Origin of the sequence: Actinoallomurus sp. CA-142502, assembly GCF_050936355.1 — a bacterium.
In the GTDB taxonomy this organism is placed as follows: Bacteria; Actinomycetota; Actinomycetes; order Streptosporangiales; family Streptosporangiaceae; genus Actinoallomurus; species Actinoallomurus iriomotensis.
Genome location: NZ_JBNJMY010000001.1, coordinates 1,599,543 through 1,617,327, shown reverse-complemented (window position 1 = coordinate 1,617,327; position 17,785 = coordinate 1,599,543). Strand labels below are relative to the sequence as shown.

13 protein-coding genes are annotated in these 17,785 nt (G+C 72.8%); 7 read left to right on the top strand and 6 right to left on the bottom strand.

Annotated elements, in window-relative coordinates:
• Window positions 1–97: 97 nt before the first annotated feature.
• Entirely contained in the window at window positions 98–2,101 is a 2,004-nt protein-coding gene (locus tag ACQEV1_RS07900; protein ID WP_433392653.1) for a WD40 repeat domain-containing serine/threonine protein kinase, read from the top strand.
• Here the strand turns inward: ACQEV1_RS07900 and ACQEV1_RS07895 are convergent.
• Window positions 2,094–2,492, bottom strand: coding sequence for a hypothetical protein (locus ACQEV1_RS07895; protein ID WP_433392651.1), 399 nt, complete (start codon window positions 2,490–2,492; stop codon window positions 2,094–2,096). The genes ACQEV1_RS07900 and ACQEV1_RS07895 overlap by 8 nt on opposite strands.
• On the opposite strand from ACQEV1_RS07895, the gene ACQEV1_RS07890 reads away from it, so the two are divergent.
• A complete protein-coding gene (locus tag ACQEV1_RS07890) occupies window positions 2,446–2,853 on the top strand; it encodes a CBS domain-containing protein (protein WP_433392649.1) in 408 nt (135 codons plus the stop codon). The two genes, ACQEV1_RS07895 and ACQEV1_RS07890, sit on opposite strands and share 47 nt — an antisense overlap.
• Before the next feature lie 264 nt (window positions 2,854–3,117).
• On the opposite strand, the gene ACQEV1_RS07885 is transcribed toward ACQEV1_RS07890, so the two are convergent.
• Genes ACQEV1_RS07885 through ACQEV1_RS07875 form a run of 3 tightly spaced genes read right to left on the bottom strand, consistent with a single transcriptional unit; the run spans window position 3,118 to window position 6,303 of the window.
• On the bottom strand, window positions 3,118–4,503 hold the full coding sequence (locus ACQEV1_RS07885; RefSeq protein ID WP_433392647.1) for a UDP-N-acetylmuramoyl-tripeptide--D-alanyl-D-alanine ligase: 1,386 nt from the start codon (window positions 4,501–4,503) through the stop codon (window positions 3,118–3,120).
• Window positions 4,500–5,621, bottom strand: a complete 1,122-nt coding sequence (locus ACQEV1_RS07880) for a D-alanine--D-alanine ligase family protein (RefSeq protein WP_285621679.1) — start codon at window positions 5,619–5,621, stop codon at window positions 4,500–4,502. The genes ACQEV1_RS07885 and ACQEV1_RS07880 overlap by 4 nt, the downstream gene beginning before the upstream one ends.
• The gene (locus ACQEV1_RS07875; RefSeq protein ID WP_285621693.1) at window positions 5,614–6,303 is read right to left on the bottom strand and encodes a M15 family metallopeptidase; all 690 of its coding nucleotides are present in this window, start codon (window positions 6,301–6,303) and stop codon (window positions 5,614–5,616) included. Before ACQEV1_RS07875 ends, ACQEV1_RS07880 begins: the two co-directional genes overlap by 8 nt.
• 160 nt (window positions 6,304–6,463) lie before the next feature.
• On the opposite strand from ACQEV1_RS07875, the gene alr reads away from it, so the two are divergent.
• Complete coding sequence (gene alr / locus ACQEV1_RS07870; protein ID WP_285621695.1) at window positions 6,464–7,618, top strand: alanine racemase; 1,155 nt, start codon at window positions 6,464–6,466, stop codon at window positions 7,616–7,618.
• A 12-nt stretch (window positions 7,619–7,630) separates the two neighbouring features.
• Here alr and ACQEV1_RS07865 read toward each other — a convergent pair whose 3' ends face one another.
• Both ACQEV1_RS07865 and ACQEV1_RS07860 read right to left on the bottom strand, forming a co-directional pair.
• Window positions 7,631–8,836: a UDP-N-acetylglucosamine--N-acetylmuramyl-(pentapeptide) pyrophosphoryl-undecaprenol N-acetylglucosamine transferase gene (locus ACQEV1_RS07865; RefSeq protein WP_285621698.1), complete on the bottom strand. Its 1,206-nt coding sequence runs from the start codon at window positions 8,834–8,836 to the stop codon at window positions 7,631–7,633.
• A gap of 39 nt (window positions 8,837–8,875) precedes the next feature.
• On the bottom strand, window positions 8,876–11,755 hold the full coding sequence (locus ACQEV1_RS07860) for an AAA family ATPase (RefSeq protein WP_433392644.1): 2,880 nt from the start codon (window positions 11,753–11,755) through the stop codon (window positions 8,876–8,878).
• A gap of 532 nt (window positions 11,756–12,287) precedes the next feature.
• Between ACQEV1_RS07860 and ACQEV1_RS07855 the strand changes: the two genes are divergently transcribed.
• Genes ACQEV1_RS07855 through ACQEV1_RS07840 form a run of 4 tightly spaced genes read left to right on the top strand, consistent with a single transcriptional unit; the run spans window position 12,288 to window position 17,783 of the window.
• Entirely contained in the window at window positions 12,288–13,835 is a 1,548-nt protein-coding gene (locus tag ACQEV1_RS07855) for an NAD(P)-binding domain-containing protein (protein WP_433392642.1), read from the top strand.
• Between the two features lie 2 nt (window positions 13,836–13,837).
• Window positions 13,838–14,917: an alpha-hydroxy acid oxidase gene (locus ACQEV1_RS07850; protein ID WP_285621706.1), complete on the top strand. Its 1,080-nt coding sequence runs from the start codon at window positions 13,838–13,840 to the stop codon at window positions 14,915–14,917.
• Window positions 14,905–16,233: a cytochrome P450 gene (locus tag ACQEV1_RS07845; RefSeq protein WP_433392639.1), complete on the top strand. Its 1,329-nt coding sequence runs from the start codon at window positions 14,905–14,907 to the stop codon at window positions 16,231–16,233. The genes ACQEV1_RS07850 and ACQEV1_RS07845 overlap by 13 nt, the downstream gene beginning before the upstream one ends.
• Window positions 16,230–17,783: an MFS transporter gene (locus ACQEV1_RS07840; RefSeq protein WP_433392637.1), complete on the top strand. Its 1,554-nt coding sequence runs from the start codon at window positions 16,230–16,232 to the stop codon at window positions 17,781–17,783. Before ACQEV1_RS07845 ends, ACQEV1_RS07840 begins: the two co-directional genes overlap by 4 nt.
• Window positions 17,784–17,785: the final 2 nt, after the last annotated feature.

Genomic DNA, 17,785 nt, shown 5'->3' with positions numbered 1-17,785 from the left:
ATTCTGCGACAATTCCAGCGAGCCGCACATACGCCAATGTTCTTTTGAGGTAGGGCGCTTGTCGATGAAGCCTTTGCGGAACGGCGATCCTCAGCAGGTGGGGACGTACCGTCTGCTGGGACGGCTGGGCGGTGGCGGGATGGGTCAGGTCTTCCTGGGCCGCTCCCGTGGCGGCCGGCTGGTCGCGGTCAAGGTCGTACGCCCGGAGCTGGCGGACGACGCGGGATTCCGCCGGCGGTTCGCCGAGGAGGTCGCCGCGGCCCGCAGGGTCGGCGGCTTCTACACCGCCCAGGTGGTCGACGCCGATCCCGCCGCCGATCCGCCGTGGCTGGTCACGGCCTTCATCTCCGGCCCGTCGCTCCAGCAGGCCGTCCAGACGTTCGGTCCGCTCCCGGCGCACGCCGTCGGTGTTCTGGGGGCGGGTCTGGCGGAGGGACTCACCGCGATCCACGCGGCGGGCCTGGTGCACCGCGACCTCAAGCCGGCCAACATCGTCATCGCCGCCGACGGCCCTCGCGTCATCGACTTCGGCATCGCCCGCGCCCTGGACGCCACTCACGCCTCCACCGCCGTGGTCGGCACGCCGGGATTCATGTCGCCCGAGCAGGCCCGGGGACATCAGGTGGGGCCGGCGAGCGACGTGTTCGCGCTGGGTTCGGTGCTCACGTTCGCCGCGACCGGACGCGGCCCCTTCGGCACGGGCACGGTCGAAGGGATCGTGTACCGCGTCGTCCACGACGATCCCGACCTGAGCGGGATCCCCGCCCACCTCACCGAGATGATCGCCGCCTGCCTGGCCAAGGACCCCACGAGACGGCCTGGTCTCCCCCTGATCCTGGACCGGCTCGCGGCCCCCACGGGAGCGGACGGCGCCTGGCTCCCGCCCGCCGTGACCGCGATGATCGGCGAGTACGACCGTGAGCTCGCGGACCATACCCGTACGTCGAGCTCGGAGAGACCGCCAACCGCACGCGCGCGCCCGTGGCGTCCGAACCGCCGCGACGTCATCGTGGCCGGGCTGGGCGCCGCCGCCGTCGCGGCCGCCCCCGCCGCGTTCCTGCTGCACTCGTCCCGAGGGCACGCGAGCGACCATCCGGCTCCCACACCGGGCAGGTCCGGGCACGTCCTCCGCCCCGGGCCACCGGTGACGCTCCACGACGGGGCGGTGTGGTCGGTGACGTTCAGCCGGGACGGCCGGACCCTGGCCAGTACGGGCGAGGACGGTAAGGCGAGGCTGTGGGACGTGACCACGAGGAGCCCGGCCAAGACCTTCACCCATCAGGTCGTCAACCCCTGGCCGAAGCCGCTGGATCAGGTCACCGGCTACAACCCCAGATTCACCTTCACCCTGTCGGCGGCGTTCAGCCCGGACGGGACCCGCCTGGCGGTCGCCAACGGCGACGGGACGATCGACCTGTGGGACCTCGCCACGGGCAACGCCACCACCCTCCCCTACCTCGAAAAGTCCGAGGAGTGGAACACGGCGGTCGCCATTGTGGCGTTCGACCGCACCGGCGGAACGCTGGCCGCCACCTACGACGGCGCGGGCGTCCGGCTGTGGGACGTGAACGCGCGCAAGAGCGAGGCCACGCTGACCACCGGCCCCGACTACTGGGTCCAGTCCCTGGCGTTCAGCCCCTCCGGCGACCTGCTGGCGACCGCGAGCGGCAACGGCAATCCGGGGAACACCGCCGAGGACGGGCTGCTCCAGCTGTGGGATTCGTCCTCCCACACGAAGATCGCCACCCTCAGCGACGCCAACACCGACGTGAACTCCCTGGCGTTCAGCCCGGACGGCAGGACGCTGGCGAACCTCCGGAACGACGGACTGCTCCAGCTGTGGGACGTCACGCGCCGCTCACCCACCCGCGCCCTCACCACCCCCGGTTCCGACGCGACCTGCGTCGCGTTCGGCCCGGACGGCATCCTGGCGAGTGGTTTCGACGACGGCACCGTCAGGCTGTGGGACGTCACCCGTCGCGAGAGCGCGACCGTTCTCCGCTCCGGCGCCCAGGACCGGATCAGCTGTGTCGCCGTCGGCCCGGACGGCAGGACCGTCGCCGCCGGAGGACCGAAGCTCACCATGTGGACGATCAAGTAGAGGGCCGGTCGTGGCCGCCGGCGATGTTCCGTACGTGCCGGAGTGCTCCGGCCGCCACGACCAGCCAGACGGCGAGGGCCGGCCAGGACACGGCGCGCCCGAGGTCCCACACCACCTCCAGGTGGAAGACGCGGGACATCCGCAGGCTGACCAGGCCCGCCATGCCGAGGGGGAAGACGGTCGACCAGCGCCGCATGTCGAACCGCGGCCGTGGCCAGATCAACTCCGAGGCCGCGAGCGGCACACAGGCCGCGACGGCCTCCCCGGCCAGACATATCGTCACCAGGCGTACGACGGTCCGCGCCCCGTCCGGTGCGCCGAGCGGGCCCGAGGCGTCCAGCAGCGTGTACTCCACCGACCCGCTGGAGGCGTTCTTCGCCGCCGACGTCATGACCACCGAACCGACGGGGCTGGGTCCCGGCCAGAGCGTCCAGGAGGCGCTGCGTCACATCGCCGCGGCGGACGGAGGCGGCCAGCACCTGTACCCGGTGACCGGAACGGACGGACGGCTGCTCGGCGTTCTCCCCCACGCCCGCCTGCTGTCGGCCCAGACCGGCCGCGCGCAGCGTGCCGCCGTCGACACGCTGCCGGAGTCGGACGCGCTGTCCGTGCGCGACGACGACACCCTGCGGCACGTCGCGTACGTCCTCGCCGAACACGACGTCACCCAGGTGCCCGTCACCGCGGCCGACGGCACCGTCAGCGGCCTGATCGCGCTCCCGACCTCCTGCACGCACGTCTGCACGACCTGACGAGGAGCACCACCGGCAACGCCTGCTGCCGGTACGGCCCAGCCCCCGCCGCCCGGCGGACCGTCACGAGGGACGGCGGATGCGCCTTGCTCGGCCCCGTGGCCGAGGCGCCGGACGCGCCGCCTCCGTAGCCGCCGAGGGTGAGCAGGCGACCCGCATCGGCTCCGTACGCGAGACACCGCACACCCCGACCCGGCATGTCCTGATCCTTCGGCGAAGCCGGTGACGAGGCAGATGACAGTGACCGGTACGGTGCCGGCGCCGTCAGTTCTCCGGATCGCGCAGCGCAGCCGCCACGGCCGACAGACCCGCCTCGCTCGAGGCCTTGACCAGGACGACGTCCGCCGGCTGGAGCAGTTCTTTGACGAGCTCGGCCGCCGCGGTCCGGTCGGGGACCGTGTGCACGGACACGCCGGCGTCGCGGGCGGCCTCGGCCAGGGTCTCCGGTCCCTCGCCCTCGCCCACGACGACGAGGATCTCCACGCCGAGCTCACCGACCAGCCTGCCGAGGGCGGAGTGGTGGTACGCCGTCTCCTCCGCCTGGCCGGTCATCTCGCCGAAGACGGTGATCCTCCGGCGGCCGGCCGCCATCGTCGCCGCGGTGCGGAGCGCGGCGCGCATGGAGACCGGGTTGGCGTTGTAGGCGTCGTCGATGATCGTGACACCGTCGGCCCGCTCGGTCACCTGGAAGCGGTTCGGCGAGCGCCGGACGGCCGAGCTGAGCGCCTCGGCGATCCGGTCGGTCGTGACGCCGATGACGCCGGCGACGGCCGCGGCGGCCAGCGCGTTGGCGACCAGGTGCTCGCCGGGCAGGCCGAGCCGTACCGGGGCCTTCCCGGAGGGGGTGTGCAGGGTGAACGACGCGTGACCCGTGGTGTCGACGGTCACGTCCTCCGCCCGTACGGTCGCGTCCGGGCCGGTGCCGTAGAACACCACCTGCGCGAGGGTCTCGCGCGCCATGGCGACGACACGTTCGTCGTCGGCGTTGAGCACGGCGAAGCCGCCCTTCACCGCCGGCGGCAGGGCCCGCGGGAGCTCGCCCTTCGCCTTCGCGACGCCCTCCACCCCGCCGAGCGTCATGATGTGCGCGGGTCCGACGTTGAGCACCAGGCCGAGCTGCGGCCGGGCCACCCGCATGAGGTGGGTGATGTCGCCCGGCTTTCCGGCGCCCATCTCCAGGACGAGGTAACGGGTCTGCCGGTCGGCGCGCAGGATGGTCAGCGGCAGCCCGATCTCGTTGTTGTACGAGCGGTCGGTGGCCACGGTCGGCCCGTTCTGCTCCAGGATCTGGGCGAGCAGGTCCTTGGTCGTCGTCTTGCCGACCGAGCCGGTGAGGCCGATCACGACGGGGTTCAGCCGGTCCCGTACGAACACGGCCAGTTCGGTCAGCGCGTCGACCACGTCGTCGACCACCACGCAGGGTCCGCCGACGGGCCGGGAGCCCAGCACCGCGCTCGCGCCCGCGGCGTAGACCTGGTCGGCGAAGTCGTGTCCGTCGCTGCGCGCTCCCACGATCGCGGCGAACAGCGCGCCGTCGGTCGCCTCACGGGAGTCGATGACGACCGGTCCGGTGACCGTGACCGGGCCGGAGGCTCCGTGCACGGTGCCGCCGACGGCCCGTGCGATCTCTTCCAGGGTGAGTGTGATCACTGTCCCGCCTCGACGGTCTTCTGCTGCTTGCTGGTGTGCCGGGCGAAGGCCAGGTCGATGAGCCGCGTGAGGATCTCCTCGTACGGGACCCCGCTCTCGGCGAAGCCGCGCGCGTACACCGAGCGGGAGGTGAACCCGGGCATGGTGTTGATCTCTCCGACGTAGAGCTTCCCGGCCGCCTCGTCGTACAGGAAGTCGACGCGGGCCAGCCCGTTGGCGCCGATGGCGCGGAACGCCCGGGCGGACAGCTCGCGCACCTGCTCCGTGACCTCTGCCGGCAGTTCGGCGGGCGAGGTGATCGAGTCGGCCATGCTCAGGTACTTCTGCGCGTAGTCCGAGAAGCCACCGATGATCTTCGCCTCGGACGGCACCGAGACCTCGGGCTCGTCCATGTCGCCGAGCACGCCGCACAGCAGTTCGCGTGCGGTGACGCCCTCCTCGACCAGGACGACGTCGTCGTACCGGAACGCCTCCTCGACCGCGCTCACCAGCTCGTCCGGGCCGGTGACCCGCGAGATGCCGATGGAGGAGCCCATGTTGGCCGGCTTGACGAACCGCGGCCAGCCGAAGTCGCCGGCGAGCCGCACCGGATCGTCGGCGCCGCGCCACTGCTTCTCGGTGAACCACACGCCGGGGACGAACGGGATCCCCTCCGCGGCGAAGGCGCGTCTCATCGCCACCTTGTCCATGCCGACCGAGGAGGCGAGCACGCCGCACCCGGCGTACGGCAGGCCGAGGGTCTCCAGGTGTCCCTGGATCACACCGTCCTCGCCGAACGGCCCGTGGATGACGGGGAACGCGACGTCGAGCCGCTCCAGGACGACGTCCGGCGCGTCGGAGGAAACGAGGCGGCCGCCGCGTCTGAGCTCGACCTCGGTGCCTTCGGCGGTCAGCCGGTCCTGGATCGCCGGCCCGGCGGACTTGCGGGCCGCGACCTCCTCGACCGTCTCGGACGGGACCAGGAGCCAGCGCCCGTCTCTGGTCACGCCGATGACGACCGGGCGGTACCGGTCCGGGTGCAGATGGCGTACGACGGCCAGCGCGGACGCGCCGGACACCTCGTGCTCCGCGGACGGCCCGCCGAACACCACGCCGACGGTGATCCGCTCGTCAGACATCGTCGCCTTCCTTCGGGAGGACATTCACGTCGTGCTGCCGGTACAGCGCGGCCGGGCTGTTCGTGCGCATCGCCCAGTAGCGGTCACCATAGGACCAGTGCCACCACTCGGTGGGATAGTTCACCATTCCGGCGGCGGTGAGCACCGTGCTCAGCAGTTCCCGGTTGCGCCGCGCGCCGGCGGAGATCCCGGGCGCCGCGGTGTAGCAGTCGCCGTCGCTCTCCTCCGGGTTGGCGTTGACCTCGGTGCCCATGGGCAGCTCGGCGCCGTCGGCGTCGCACAGGGTGACGTCCACCGCGGCGCCGGCCACGTGGGGCGCGACCTCCGGCGGCGCGACGAACCGGCTGGCCTGCGCGTGCAGTCGCGGCGGAGGCCACTCCGGGTGCAGGCGCGCCAGTTCCGACGCGTACTCGTCGAAGTAGCGGCGCTGAAGCGCGGGCGGGCGGTACGCCTCGACGACGCGCAGCCGTAGGCCGTCGCGCAGCAGGCTCTGCGCCTCCAGCAGCCGGGTCGCCACACCGGCCCGCACGTGGGCGTACGCGCCGAGGGGATCGGCGAGCCTGCCGTCGAGCACGAGTTCGGGATGCCGGCGCAGATCGACGAAGGGTTCGCCGATCTCGGCGACCGGGATACCGGCCACGCGCTCGTCCGACATCAGCGTGATCTCCGTCAAACTCCCCACCGGTTCTCTATGGCACATCGGTCCTGCGTGACGGTAGGGCGGGAGCACACGCCGGGGATACCGGGCATTTCGGTGAAGTCAACCGGGCAATCCGGGTTTTTACACCGGGCGATTTCCGCTGATGGACTGAACAGCGCCGGAGCGGCCCCACGCTGGCCGCATGCACTCGATCATCGGGCGGACGGAGCTGACGGACTCCGCCCACGGCACGCACGCGCGCATCGACCTGGCCGCGATCTCCGCGAACACCTCGGTGCTGGTCTCCGCCGCCGCCGGCACGCCGGTGATGGCCGTGGTGAAGTCGAACGCCTACGGCCACGGGCTCGTCCCCGCCGCACGCGCGGCGCTCGACGGCGGAGCGAGCCGGCTCGGCATGGCGCAGGTCGAGGACGCGCTGACGCTGCGTCAGGCGGGCGTCGAGGCGCCGATCCTGGCCTGGCTGCCGTGGCGCCAGGCCGACTACGACGCGGCCGTCCTGGCCGACGTCGAACTCGGTGTCGAGGCGCCGTGGCGGCTCGCGCTCATGGCCGAGGCCGCCGAGCGGAACGGCCGTCCGGTCCGGGTCCACCTGGAGGTCGACACCGGGCTGTCGCGCGGCGGGGCCACCCGTGACGACTGGCCGCAGCTCGTGGAGGCGGCGCGGCGGGCGCAGGCGGCCGGACATGTCACGGTGACCGGGGTGTTCTCGCACTTCGCCTGTGCGGACGATCCGGGTCATCCGTCCGTCGCCGCGCAGATCGACGCGTTCGACGACGCCGTGCGGTACGCCGTCACGTCGGGCGTGGAGCCGGAGCTGCGGCACCTCGCGAGCTCCGCGGCGCTGCTCACCGTGCCCGAGAGCCACTACGACCTGGTCCGCGCCGGTCTCGCGCTGTACGGCCTGAGCCCGCTGGAGAGCGGCGGCGACTTCGGGCTGCGCCCGGCGATGAGCCTGCGCTCGACCGTCGCGGTGGCCAAGCGCATCCCGGCCGGCACCGGGGTGATGTACGGGCTGACCTACCGGGTCCCGTCCGACAGCACGATCGTGGTCGTGCCGGTCGGGTACGCCGACGGGCTGCCGCGCGCGGCGGGCACGGCCGGAGTCGAACTGCTCGTCGCCGGCCGCCGCCACCGCATCGCCGGAGTGGTCGGCATGGAGCAGACCGTGCTGGACGTCGGCCAGGACCTGCCCAGCCCCGGCGAGGAGGTCGTGCTGTTCGGTCCCGGCGACGAGGGCGAGCTCACCTTGACCGAGCTGGCCCGCCAGCTCGACCTGCTGCCCGCCGAGATCCTCGCCCGGATCCCGGCGGCGCTCCCCCGGATCTACGAGTCCTGACGCGCGCCGGGTTCAGGAGGCGGTGGCGGCGCAGAGGGCGAGGACCTCGCTGGTAAGCGCGGCCGCCGCGTCGGGGCGGCCCATGCTCCGTGCCCTGGACGCCATGTCGGTGAGCCGCGCCCGGTCGCCGAGCAGCCCGGCGAGCTCCTCCGCCAGCCGGGCCGGCGTCGCGTCCTCGCCGATCAGCACGCGGGCGGCGCCGTTGCCAGAGAGGTGCTCGGCGTTGCGGACCTGCTCGTTGCCGCCGGTCGGGATCAGCGGGATGAGCACCGACGGCTTCCCGATCGCGGTGAGTTCGCTGACCGTGCCGCCACCGCTCCGCGCGACGACCACGTCGGCGAGGGCGAGCAGGTCGGCGAGCTCCTCGCCGACGAAGCCACGCACCATGTACCGGGGCCGCACGTCGGCGGGCAGCCGCTCGGCCATCGCGGCGGCCTCGTCGACCAGCTGGCTGCCCGCCTGGTGGAAGACGTTGGCGTACCGCAGCAGGTCGGGCAGGATCTCGGCCACCAGCTCGTTGACCTGCCGGGCGCCGAGCGAGCCACCCGTGACGTAGACCGTCGGCAGCGACGGAGTCCAGCCCGCCCAGCCGAGCCGTTTCGGCGCCTCGGCCGCGTCGCCGTCGCCCAGGCCCGGGCGCAGCGGGTTGCCCGTCACCACCGCGCGGTCCCGCAGGCGTTCCGGCAGCAGCTCCATCGACGGCTCCGCGCTGAGCGCGATGCGCGTCGCGCCCCGCATGGTGATCCGGTTGGCCAGCCCCACGCGTACCGTCTGCTCGTGGACGAGCAGCGGGCGGTGGCAGAGCCGGGCGGCCAGCCCGACGGGCACCGACACGTAACCGCCCGTGCACAGCACGGCGTCGGGCTTGAGGTTGCGGACCACGCTGATCGCCTCGCCGACGCCGGCCGGCACCTTGCCCGCGTCCCGGATGTTGGCCGCCGTGAGCATGGCCAGCGGGTTGCGCGCGCGCCGCAGCTTCCCCGTGGGGATCGCGGTGAACGGCACGTTCTCCGCCTCCGCGACGCCCTTCTCGATGCCGCCCTCGCTGCCCACCCAGTACGGGTCCAGGTGCAGGCCGTACCCGCCCAGCGCCGCGCGGGCGGCCCGGATGACCGTGACGGCCGGGAACGTGTGGCCGCCACTCCCGCCGCCGCTGACGACGAGCCGCACCGGGCTCCCGCGGTCGATGAGGGCTTGCGGGACGACGACATGCATCATTCGAACTCCTGGAAGGAAACGTGACCGGCCGGCGGTGGCTCAGCAGGACAGGGCCGCGGCCAGTTGGGGTCGCCCGGTGATGCCGAGCTTGCGGTAGACACTCGTCAGGTACTGCTCGACGGTGCGCTGTGTGAGCACCATATCGTCGGCGATCTGGCGGTTGGTGGCACCTGCGGCAGCCCGTTCCGCCGCGGCGCGTTCCTGCGCCGTGAGCGCGGTCACGCCGCCGATGCGGCCCAGGTCCGGCCGCCCGCCGGCGCGTTTGATGTACCGGGCCGCCCGGAGCCAGACCGGCCGGGCGTTGATCACCCGGGCCAGGGCGAACCCGTCCTGGAGATGGTCGCGGGCCCGATCGACGGCGCCGGTCTCCAGCTCGACCGTGCCCAGGTCCACCAGCGCCATCGCCCGGTGGAGCTCCGCGTCCGTCCGGTCGAGGACCATGACGGCCTCAAGCGCGGCCGCCGGATCCCCCGAGACCACTCCGGACGCGGCGAGGGCGGTGCTGAGCGCGCGGGGGCTCCCCCAGCGCCGGGCGAGCGCCACCTCCTCCGCCGCCAGCGCCCGCGCGGCCGCGCCGTCGCCGAGAAGGGCATGGCACCGTGCGGCCCGCGAACGCCACGGGAGCGCCGCCGGGTTGTCGACGCCGAGTGCGCGCAGGCCGCGCCCCGTCTCCAGGAAGCCCTCCAGCGCCTCCTTGCGCTGGTTCCGCGCCGCGCACAGCGACGCGCGGGCGAAGGCGAACACCGCGGTCGCCCACGTCGGCGCCGCCGTCGCCGCGGGGGCGTGCTCACGGATCAGCCGGTCGGCGGCGTCCAGGTCGCCGAGGTCCGTCAGCACGCTCACCAGCCGCGCGACCCCGTCCGTACCGGCCACCGACGGGTGCTTCAGCGCCGTGCCGAGCACCGTACGGGCCACCTTCAGGTCGCCGCGTCCGTACGCGAGGCGCCCGCGGAGACAGGCCGCGACCGTCGCGTCGCCCGCGGTGCCCTGGCGGTGCCCGAAGTGGCCGTCGATCCCGCGGAGGTCGCCGACGAGGTCGTACTCCTCGGCGTCGATGAGCGCGCTCACGGCGGGCAACCGCAGCCGGAGCTCCCAGGTCCGCTGGTGGTCGATGGTCTCCAGTGCGGACCGCGCGCGGCGTACGCACTCCGCCCGATCGCGCCCGCGCCGGGCGCCGGACCAGGCGTCGACCACGCCGGCCAGCACGGTCAGGCGCGCGTCGTCGGCGGCCCGGTCGCGGAGCCGGGCCATCCGCCGGTCGAGGAACTCGCCCGCGTCGGCGGAGGCCGTGTACGCCGCGAAGACGCCCAGCTCCGCCTCTGCCGCGAGCTCGTCGCGCCCCGGCGGCAGCCGCGCACAGACCTCGTCCACGACCTCCAGGGCCGACTTGAGCGGACGTCCGGCGACGGCGTCCACATAGGCCAGATCGACCCCGATCCGGACGCGGAGCGACGGCTCGGTGGCGATCGCGAGGGCCTCGTGGAGCGTGCTCTCGGCGCCGGCGACGCCCGCGCCGATCTCGGTGGCGCCGATGCCGGCCAGGAGTTCGGCGCGAGCGGAGACCGGCATCGGCTCGGCGAGCGCCCGGCGCAGGTATCCGAGGGCCTGCTCGGGCAGCCCGCGTTCGAGGGCGGCGTCGGCGGCGGCCCTGAGCGTCTCCAGCGCCCAGGGCTCACTGGACATGTCCACGGCCATGAGATGCGCGGCGGCGCGCTCAGGTTCGGCGTAGTGGTCGCGGACCAGCCGCGCGGCGCGCAGCCGCTGCGACGTCCGGAGCCCGGCGGAGATCCCCGCGTGCACCACCGCCCGCGTCAGCGAGTGGACGTAGCGCAGCGGCGAGGTGTTGGTCAGGACGTCCATCTTGATCAGCCGGTCGGCCGCCCTGGCTGCGGCGTCCAGGTCGAGCCCCGCGAGCTGGGCGACCAGGACGAGTTCACCGTCGTCGCCGAGGACCGCGACGGCCTGCGCGACGGCCGGCGCCTCGGGGCCGCACCGCCTGATCCAGGACAGCACGCGGCGCGACACGGCGGCGCCGCCGATGTCCTCGATCGAGGCCAGCGACTCCTCCACCGGCGGTACGGAACGCGCGGCCAGGGCCGGCAGCAGGTCGGCCAGCAGCGCGCCGTTGCCGCCGGTGACCTGATGGCACTCGGCGACGAAGGCGTCGTCGGCGCCGGCGCCCATGACGTCGGCGATCCACCGGCTGAGGTGGGCCTGGGTCAGCCGGTGCAGCGTGCGCCGCTCGCAGGAGGCGATCAGCTCGTCGAGCAGGAACTGCTGCTCGCTCATCTCCCGCGGCGAACTGGCCAGCACGAGGGCGAGCGGCAGGTCCGCGCTCCGGTGCGCGAGGTAGGCGAGCCAGCGAAGGGACAGGGTGTCGCACCACTGCAGGTCGTCCAGCGTGATCAGCACCGGCGCGCCCGCGGTGACGTCGAACAGGTGGGCCGACACCAGCTCGAACACGTCGAAGGGCGAGGCGTCGTCCTGCGCCGTACGGAGCGCGGGCACCGCCCGGCCGTCCGGCGCGGGCGGCAGCCCGGCCAGGACCTGCCGCAGCACGCCGAAGTCGTTGGCGGCCTCCAGCATGGCCGCCCGGCCCGTGAGCACGGTCCATCCGCGCCGCCGGGCGTCCGCCCGCGCCCGGGCCAGGAGGGCGCTCTTGCCCGCGCCCGCCGCCCCCTCCAGGGAGAGCAGCCGGGCCCGGCCACCGGCGACCGCGTCCAGCGCGGACGCGAGCGCCGCCGTGTCGGGCTCCCGCCCGTAGAGCCGCCCCGTGAGGTCCAGCCCGCTGCCCGCGTCACGGTCGTACGGGCGCACCAGGCGTTCGACACGCATCGCGCGCGGCGACACGCCTCCCGCGTTCGTGATCCGAGCGTGGTCCCGCATCGCCGCCACCGTCCCGTACAGGCGCCTGTCCACGATCCATCCCTCTTGTCGGCCCACACCAGTCTGAGAGACCGCCGACCGGTCGCCGAGGATAAACGCTAAGAAACACGGACACCTCAACTGATGCCGACGAGCCGGCATCGGTTCGGAGGACTCCGCGACCGCTGTGTCAGCGGGCGGTCACCTCGCGTACGGGGCCCCGGCCTCGCCGGCTGCCATCCCGGTGCTCATGAGCGTGGTGCGTATGCCGAACGACTCGACCTCGGCGGTCAGAGTGCCGGTAAACGCCATCGATGCCCCACTTGAGCGCATGCTACCAGCGAGAACGCGGGACAGACGGCCTGGCCGGCCATGCTCGCGCACCCGCCGGGCGGAGGATCGACAGGTACGGGCGGACGGTGAAGGTGACCCGGCGGGACCGCGGCCACGTTCCGCGACATCGGCTCCGCCCCTCTGGGGACCGATACGCGGGAACGTCGGGCGCTCCGACCTTTCTTGGAGGACTCTGAGAAATCCTGACTAGCTTCCGGACCGTTCGAACTCCTCGGATACCGGGAGGCCGCGCGTGCCGGAAATCGTGGATTATCTCATCATCGGAGCCGGCCCGGCCGGCCTGCAGCTCGGTTACTTTCTGCATCGGGCCGGTCGCGACTATTTGATTCTCGAGGCGGGCGAGACCGCAGGAGACTTCTACCGCGACTTTCCGCGCCATCGCCAGATGATCTCCATCAACAAGCCGCACACCGGGTGGGACGATCCGGAGCTCAATCTGCGGATGGACTGGAACTCGCTGCTCAGCGACGACCCGGATCTGCTTTTCACCCGCTACACCGAACGCTATTTCCCGCACGCCGACGACTACCTCCGCTACCTCCAGGACTTCGCGGAGCGGCTCGGCCTGAACGTGCGCACGCGCACGCGCGCCGCCCGGGTGGCGCGGGACGAAGACGGGTTCGCGGTGACCGACGACAGCGGGAACGTGCACCGGGGGCGGCGGCTCATCGTGGCGACCGGGTTCAGCGCGCCGTACCTCCCGCCGGTTCCCGGCATCGAGCTCGCCGAGCCGTACACCGAGGTCTCGGTCGACCCGGAGGACTTCACGGACCAGCGCGTCCTCATCATCGGCAAGGGCAACTCCGCGTTCGAGACGGCCGACGCCATCACCGAGAAGGCCGCCGTCATCCACCTGGTCGGGCCGAGCGCGATCAAATTCGCCTGGCGCACCCACTTCATCGGGCACCTCCGCGCGGTGAACAACAATTTCCTGGACACGTACCAGCTCAAGACGCAGAACATGGTGCTCGACGGCGTCATCCAGCGGATCGAACGCGAGGGCGACGAATTCGTGATGACGCTGAGCTACGCGCGCCGCGACAAGGTCGTGCGGCTCGCCTACGACCGGGTCATCGCCTGCACGGGATTCAAGCTCGACTCGTCGATATTCACCGACGAGTGCCGCCCGGAACTCGCGATCAACGACCGTTTCCCGGCGCTGACCAGCGAATGGGAGTCGGTCAACGTACCGGACCTCTATTTCGCCGGAACGCTGACGCAGGTCCGCGACTTCAAGAAGTACACGAGCGCCTTCACCCACGGTTTCCGCTACGGCATTCGCGCACTGTGGCACATGTTCGAGAGCAGGTACGAGGGCGTCGAATGGCCGTACCGGGGACTGTCCGCCAAACCCGACGAGCTGACCGACGCGGTGCTGGGCCGGATCAACCGCACCTCCGCGCTCTGGCAGCAGTACGGGTTCCTATGCGACCTGGTCACCGTCGGGTCGGACGGGACCGCGCGCTACTACGAGGAGATGCCGCTCGACTACGTGCGAGAGAGCGACTTCGGCCGGGCCGACCGGTACTTCACGGTCTCGCTGGAGTACGGCCGGGGGCACTCCACGATCGACCCGTTCGACGTCGAGGCCGGTCGCGCCTGGGAGGCCGACCCGAGCCTCGACGACCGGTACCTGCATCCGGTGGTCCGCCACTACCACCGCGGCCAGGTGCTCGCCGAGCTCCGGCTGAAGGAGGACATCTGCAACGACTGGTCGGGCGAGGAGGACTACCGCGTCCCGCTGCGGGACTTCCTCGCGCCCAAGCTGGTGGAGGCCTGACCATGGACCCGGTGAACGTCCGCGAGTTCGAGGCCCTCGCCCGCGAACGCCTCGACCCCGTGCACTACGACTACTTCGCCGGCGCCGCGCAGGATGAGGTCACGTTGCGGGCGAACGAGTCGGCATTCGCCCGCCTCGCGCTCGTACCGAGGATCCTGCGCGGTGCGGCGGCGCCCGCCCTCGACGTCACCCTGCTCGGCGCGGACGCGTCGATGCCGATCCTGATGTCGCCCACGGCCTTCCACCGGCTGGCCCATCCGGACGCCGAACGCGCCACGGCCCGCGCCGCCGCGGAGGCCCGCACGATCATGATCGCGGCGATGCTGTCCACCGTGGCGATCGAGGACATCACGGCCGAGGCCGGCAAGGTCGCCGCGGACCCCGCCCTGTGGTTCCAGCTCTACGTCCAGCCCGACCTCGGCTTCACCGAGGCGATCGTCCGGCGCGCGGAGGCCGCGGGCTGCCGCGCCCTGGTGGTCACCGTCGACTCGCCCGCGCTGGGCCGCCACGAGCGCAACGACCGGAACGCCTTCCACGACCTGCCCGACGGGATGCGGTGCGAGAACCTGCGCGAGCTGCGCGGCGGCGAGCCGGGCAGCGTACGCCAGGTCGTGCTCTCCCCGGAGATCTCCTGGCGCCACATCGACTGGCTGCGGGAGATCACACCGCTGCCGATCGTGCTCAAGGGCGCGCTGCATCCGCTGGACGCCCGCCTCGCGGTCGAGCGGGGCGTCGACGCCCTCCTGGTGTCCAACCACGGCGGCCGGCAGCTCGACACGATGCCCGCGACCATCGACCAGCTCCCGCTCGTCGCGGAGGCGGTCGAGGGACGGGTGCCGCTGCTGCTCGACGGAGGCGTCCGGCGCGGCACCGACGTGGTGAAGGCGCTCGCTCTGGGGGCGAGTGCGGTCGCGGTGGGCCGGCCGATCCTGTGGGGCCTGGCCGCCGACGGCGAGGCCGGGGTCACGCGCGTGCTGGAGACGTTGCGCGCCGAGACCGCGCACACGCTCACCCTCTGCGGCTGCGACGGACCGCGCGCGGTCACTCGCGACCTGGTACGGGAGGTCCGGTGCTGCCACTGACCCTCGCCGCTCTCGTGGTCGTGGTGGTGAGCCTGCCGTACTGGCTGCCCCGGGTCGTCGTGGCGCTGCGGATGTGGATCTTCGCCCGGATCAATGGTGACGAGGGCGTCCCGATCCCCGGGCGGAGCGTCGGCATCCGGGACTTCACCCGGGTCTACTCCGACCCGGCCGCCGACGGCCGCAGCCGGGGCGCGCGGCTGTCGGACCTGTTCTGGTACTGGCTGGCCCCCGGGCCCGAGGTGCACCAGGAGCACCTGGAACCCGGCGAGCGGTACGACGAGGTGGCCCGTACGACCCGGCGGATCCTGGCCCGCCCGAAGCCGGAGGTCGAACGGCTCGCCGCCGCGTGCGCGGCCCGTACGCTCGACGCCACGCGGCCCGGTTTGGTCCGGCTGCGCGACCTGATGATGCCGATCTGGGCGGAGTTCTACTACGAGCTCGTCTTCGGCCGGCCGTGCCCGCCGGAGGCCCGCGACCTCATCGTCGGCAACGCCGACGACGTCGTGACGGCGCTCAAGTGCTGCGGCCTGCGGCACATGGACCGTCGCGTCCGGCTGACCGCCTACCTGCGAGACCGGCTGGAGGAGATCCCGCACCCGCTGCCGTCGTCGCTGTCCCGCGAGGAGCGGGTGTACTACCTGCAGGGCGCCTTCTTCAACACCGCCGTCGTCCAGATGTCCGAGGCGATGGCGCACCTGCTGATGGCGATCGCCCAGCACCCGGACGTGCGGGAACGCCTGGCGCGCGACCCCGGCGACGACGCGTACCTGGACCAGGTGATCAACGAGAGCCTGCGCCGCTACCCGCTGTTCGGCATCGCGCACCGCATCACCTCCAAGGACATCACCGTGGACGAGCGGACGACGCTGCCGGCCGGCTCGGTGCTGTGCTTCGACTACCCCTCCTTCCACACGACCGGGTACGAGGACCCCGAACGGTTCGACCCCGACCGCTGGCGGACGCTCGCGGTACGGGAGGCCAACCACATCCCGTTCGGGGTCACCGCCAACCGGCCCTGCCCGGCGCGGGGCGTGGCGCCGCTGACGATGCGCGTGGTCGCACGGGAGACGCTGCGCCGGTTCGCCCTCCGCACCTCGGCCGCGCACACCCGGTCGCTGCCGAACCGGGGGCCGTGCGTCCTCCTCCCCCGTACGGACGACCGCGCCCTGCGGGTCCGGCTCCCGCTGCTCCGCCTGCGCGACCGGTGGGAGGACGTCTGGCGCAGCGTGGTCCAGCTCGGTTTCGGCACCTACATGGTCTGGGACGCCCGGCGCCATCGGCTGGCCGCCCGTTACTTCGCGGAGGCGACACGATGAGGCGGTACGGGTTCGCGATCGGCTCGGTCCTCGTGCTGGCCGGGGTGGCGATGCACTTCCCCGACTACGTGAAGGCGCGCCACGACCACTTCATGATGGCCGGCATGCCGATGGGCGGCGTCATGACCACCGGCATGGCGCTGATCGTCGCCGGGCTGGCGCTCGCGGTCTGGGGCCTGCTGCCCGACCGCGCCGAGCGGGCCGCGCGGGCGCGCCGCGTCCCCGCGACGCAGCGGTACGCGGCCCTCGACCGGGCCGAGCTCAGCCCGGCGCACCGGCTCCTGGCGATCGTGCTGTTCGTCGGCCTGGTCATCGACACCATGAAGCCGGCGTCGCTCGGGTTCACCGCTCCGGGCATGGTCAAGGAGTACGGGCTCGACCACTCGGAGATCGCGACGCTGCCGTTCGTGGCCATCACCGGCACCGTGGTCGGCTCGCTGCTGTGGGGCTACCTCGCCGACATCTTCGGCCGCCGGTCGACGATCCTGTTCTCCGGGCTGATGTACGTCGCCACCTCGATCTGCGGCTTCATGCCGTCGTTCGGATGGAACCTGGCGATGTGCTTCGCCATGGGCGCCGCCGCCGGCGGCATGCTGCCCATCGCGTACTCGCTGATGTCGGAGTCGATCCCGGCGCGGCAGCGGGGCTGGCTGATGGTGCTGCAGAGCGGCCTGGCCACCGCGCTCGGCTACCTCATCGCGAGCGGCGCCACCTCGCTGCTGGTGCCGCACCTGAGCTGGCGCGTGCTCTGGCTGCTCGGCGCGCCGACCGGGCTGCTGCTCGTCGTGCTCACCCGGTGGATCCCCGAGTCGCCGCGCTTCCTGCTCGCCTGCGGGCGGGAGGACGAGGCGGCCGAGGTGATGCGCCGGTACGGAGTGCGCGCCGTGCCCGCCGAACCCGCTCCCGTCGCCGACGCTCCCCCGCCACGGCCGGCCACGCTGCTGACCGGGTCGCTGCTGCCGCGCACCGCGGGCATCCTGGTGTACGGGCTCGGCTGGGGCGTCGTGAACTGGGGCTTCATCACGTTCCTGCCGGTGTTCCTGCAGGCGGCGGGCGCGGGGACGCAGGCCAGCGACCTGCTGCTCCTGGCCTCGGTGTTCGCGCTGCCGGCCACGGCGGTGGCCGCCGTCGCGTACGCGCGCTGGAGCAGCCGGCGGGCCATGCTGACCTACGCGCTGGTCACGGGGCTGGTGCTCCTGCTGTTCGGGACGCTCGATCCGAGCAGGCCCGGTCACGGTGTGCTGCTCGTCGCCCTGGTCAGCCTCCTGCTGTCCGGCGCGGCCGGCATGATCGCGATGCTCGCCCCGTACGCCGCGGAGGTCTACCCCACGACGATGCGCGCCACCGGCAGCGGCGTGGCCGCCGCGTCGAGCAAGGTCGGCGGCATGTTCGGGCCGCTGCTGCTGACCACGGCGCCGCGCGTCGGGACGCTCGCGTTCGTCTCCGCCGTCCCGGTCGCCGCCGCCGCGTACGCGCTGTGGCGCACCGGCGTGGAGACCGCCGGCCGGCCGCTTGTGGAAGTCATCGCATCCAGCGAACAGGAGGGCTGAGG

Bases quoted from the DNA above. Each gene is read 5' to 3' on its own strand.
- ACQEV1_RS07895 (WP_433392651.1), bottom strand. From the start codon at position 2,492: ATGACGTCGGCGGCGAAGAACGCCTCCAGCGGGTCGGTGGAGTACACG.
- ACQEV1_RS07880 (WP_285621679.1), bottom strand. From the start codon at position 5,621: ATGTCTGACGAGCGGATCACCGTCGGCGTGGTGTTCGGCGGGCCGTCC.
- alr (WP_285621695.1), top strand. From the start codon at position 6,464: ATGCACTCGATCATCGGGCGGACGGAGCTGACGGACTCCGCCCACGGC.
- ACQEV1_RS07865 (WP_285621698.1), bottom strand. From the start codon at position 8,836: ATGATGCATGTCGTCGTCCCGCAAGCCCTCATCGACCGCGGGAGCCCG.
- ACQEV1_RS07850 (WP_285621706.1), top strand. From the start codon at position 13,838: ATGGACCCGGTGAACGTCCGCGAGTTCGAGGCCCTCGCCCGCGAACGC.
- ACQEV1_RS07840 (WP_433392637.1), top strand. From the start codon at position 16,230: ATGAGGCGGTACGGGTTCGCGATCGGCTCGGTCCTCGTGCTGGCCGGG.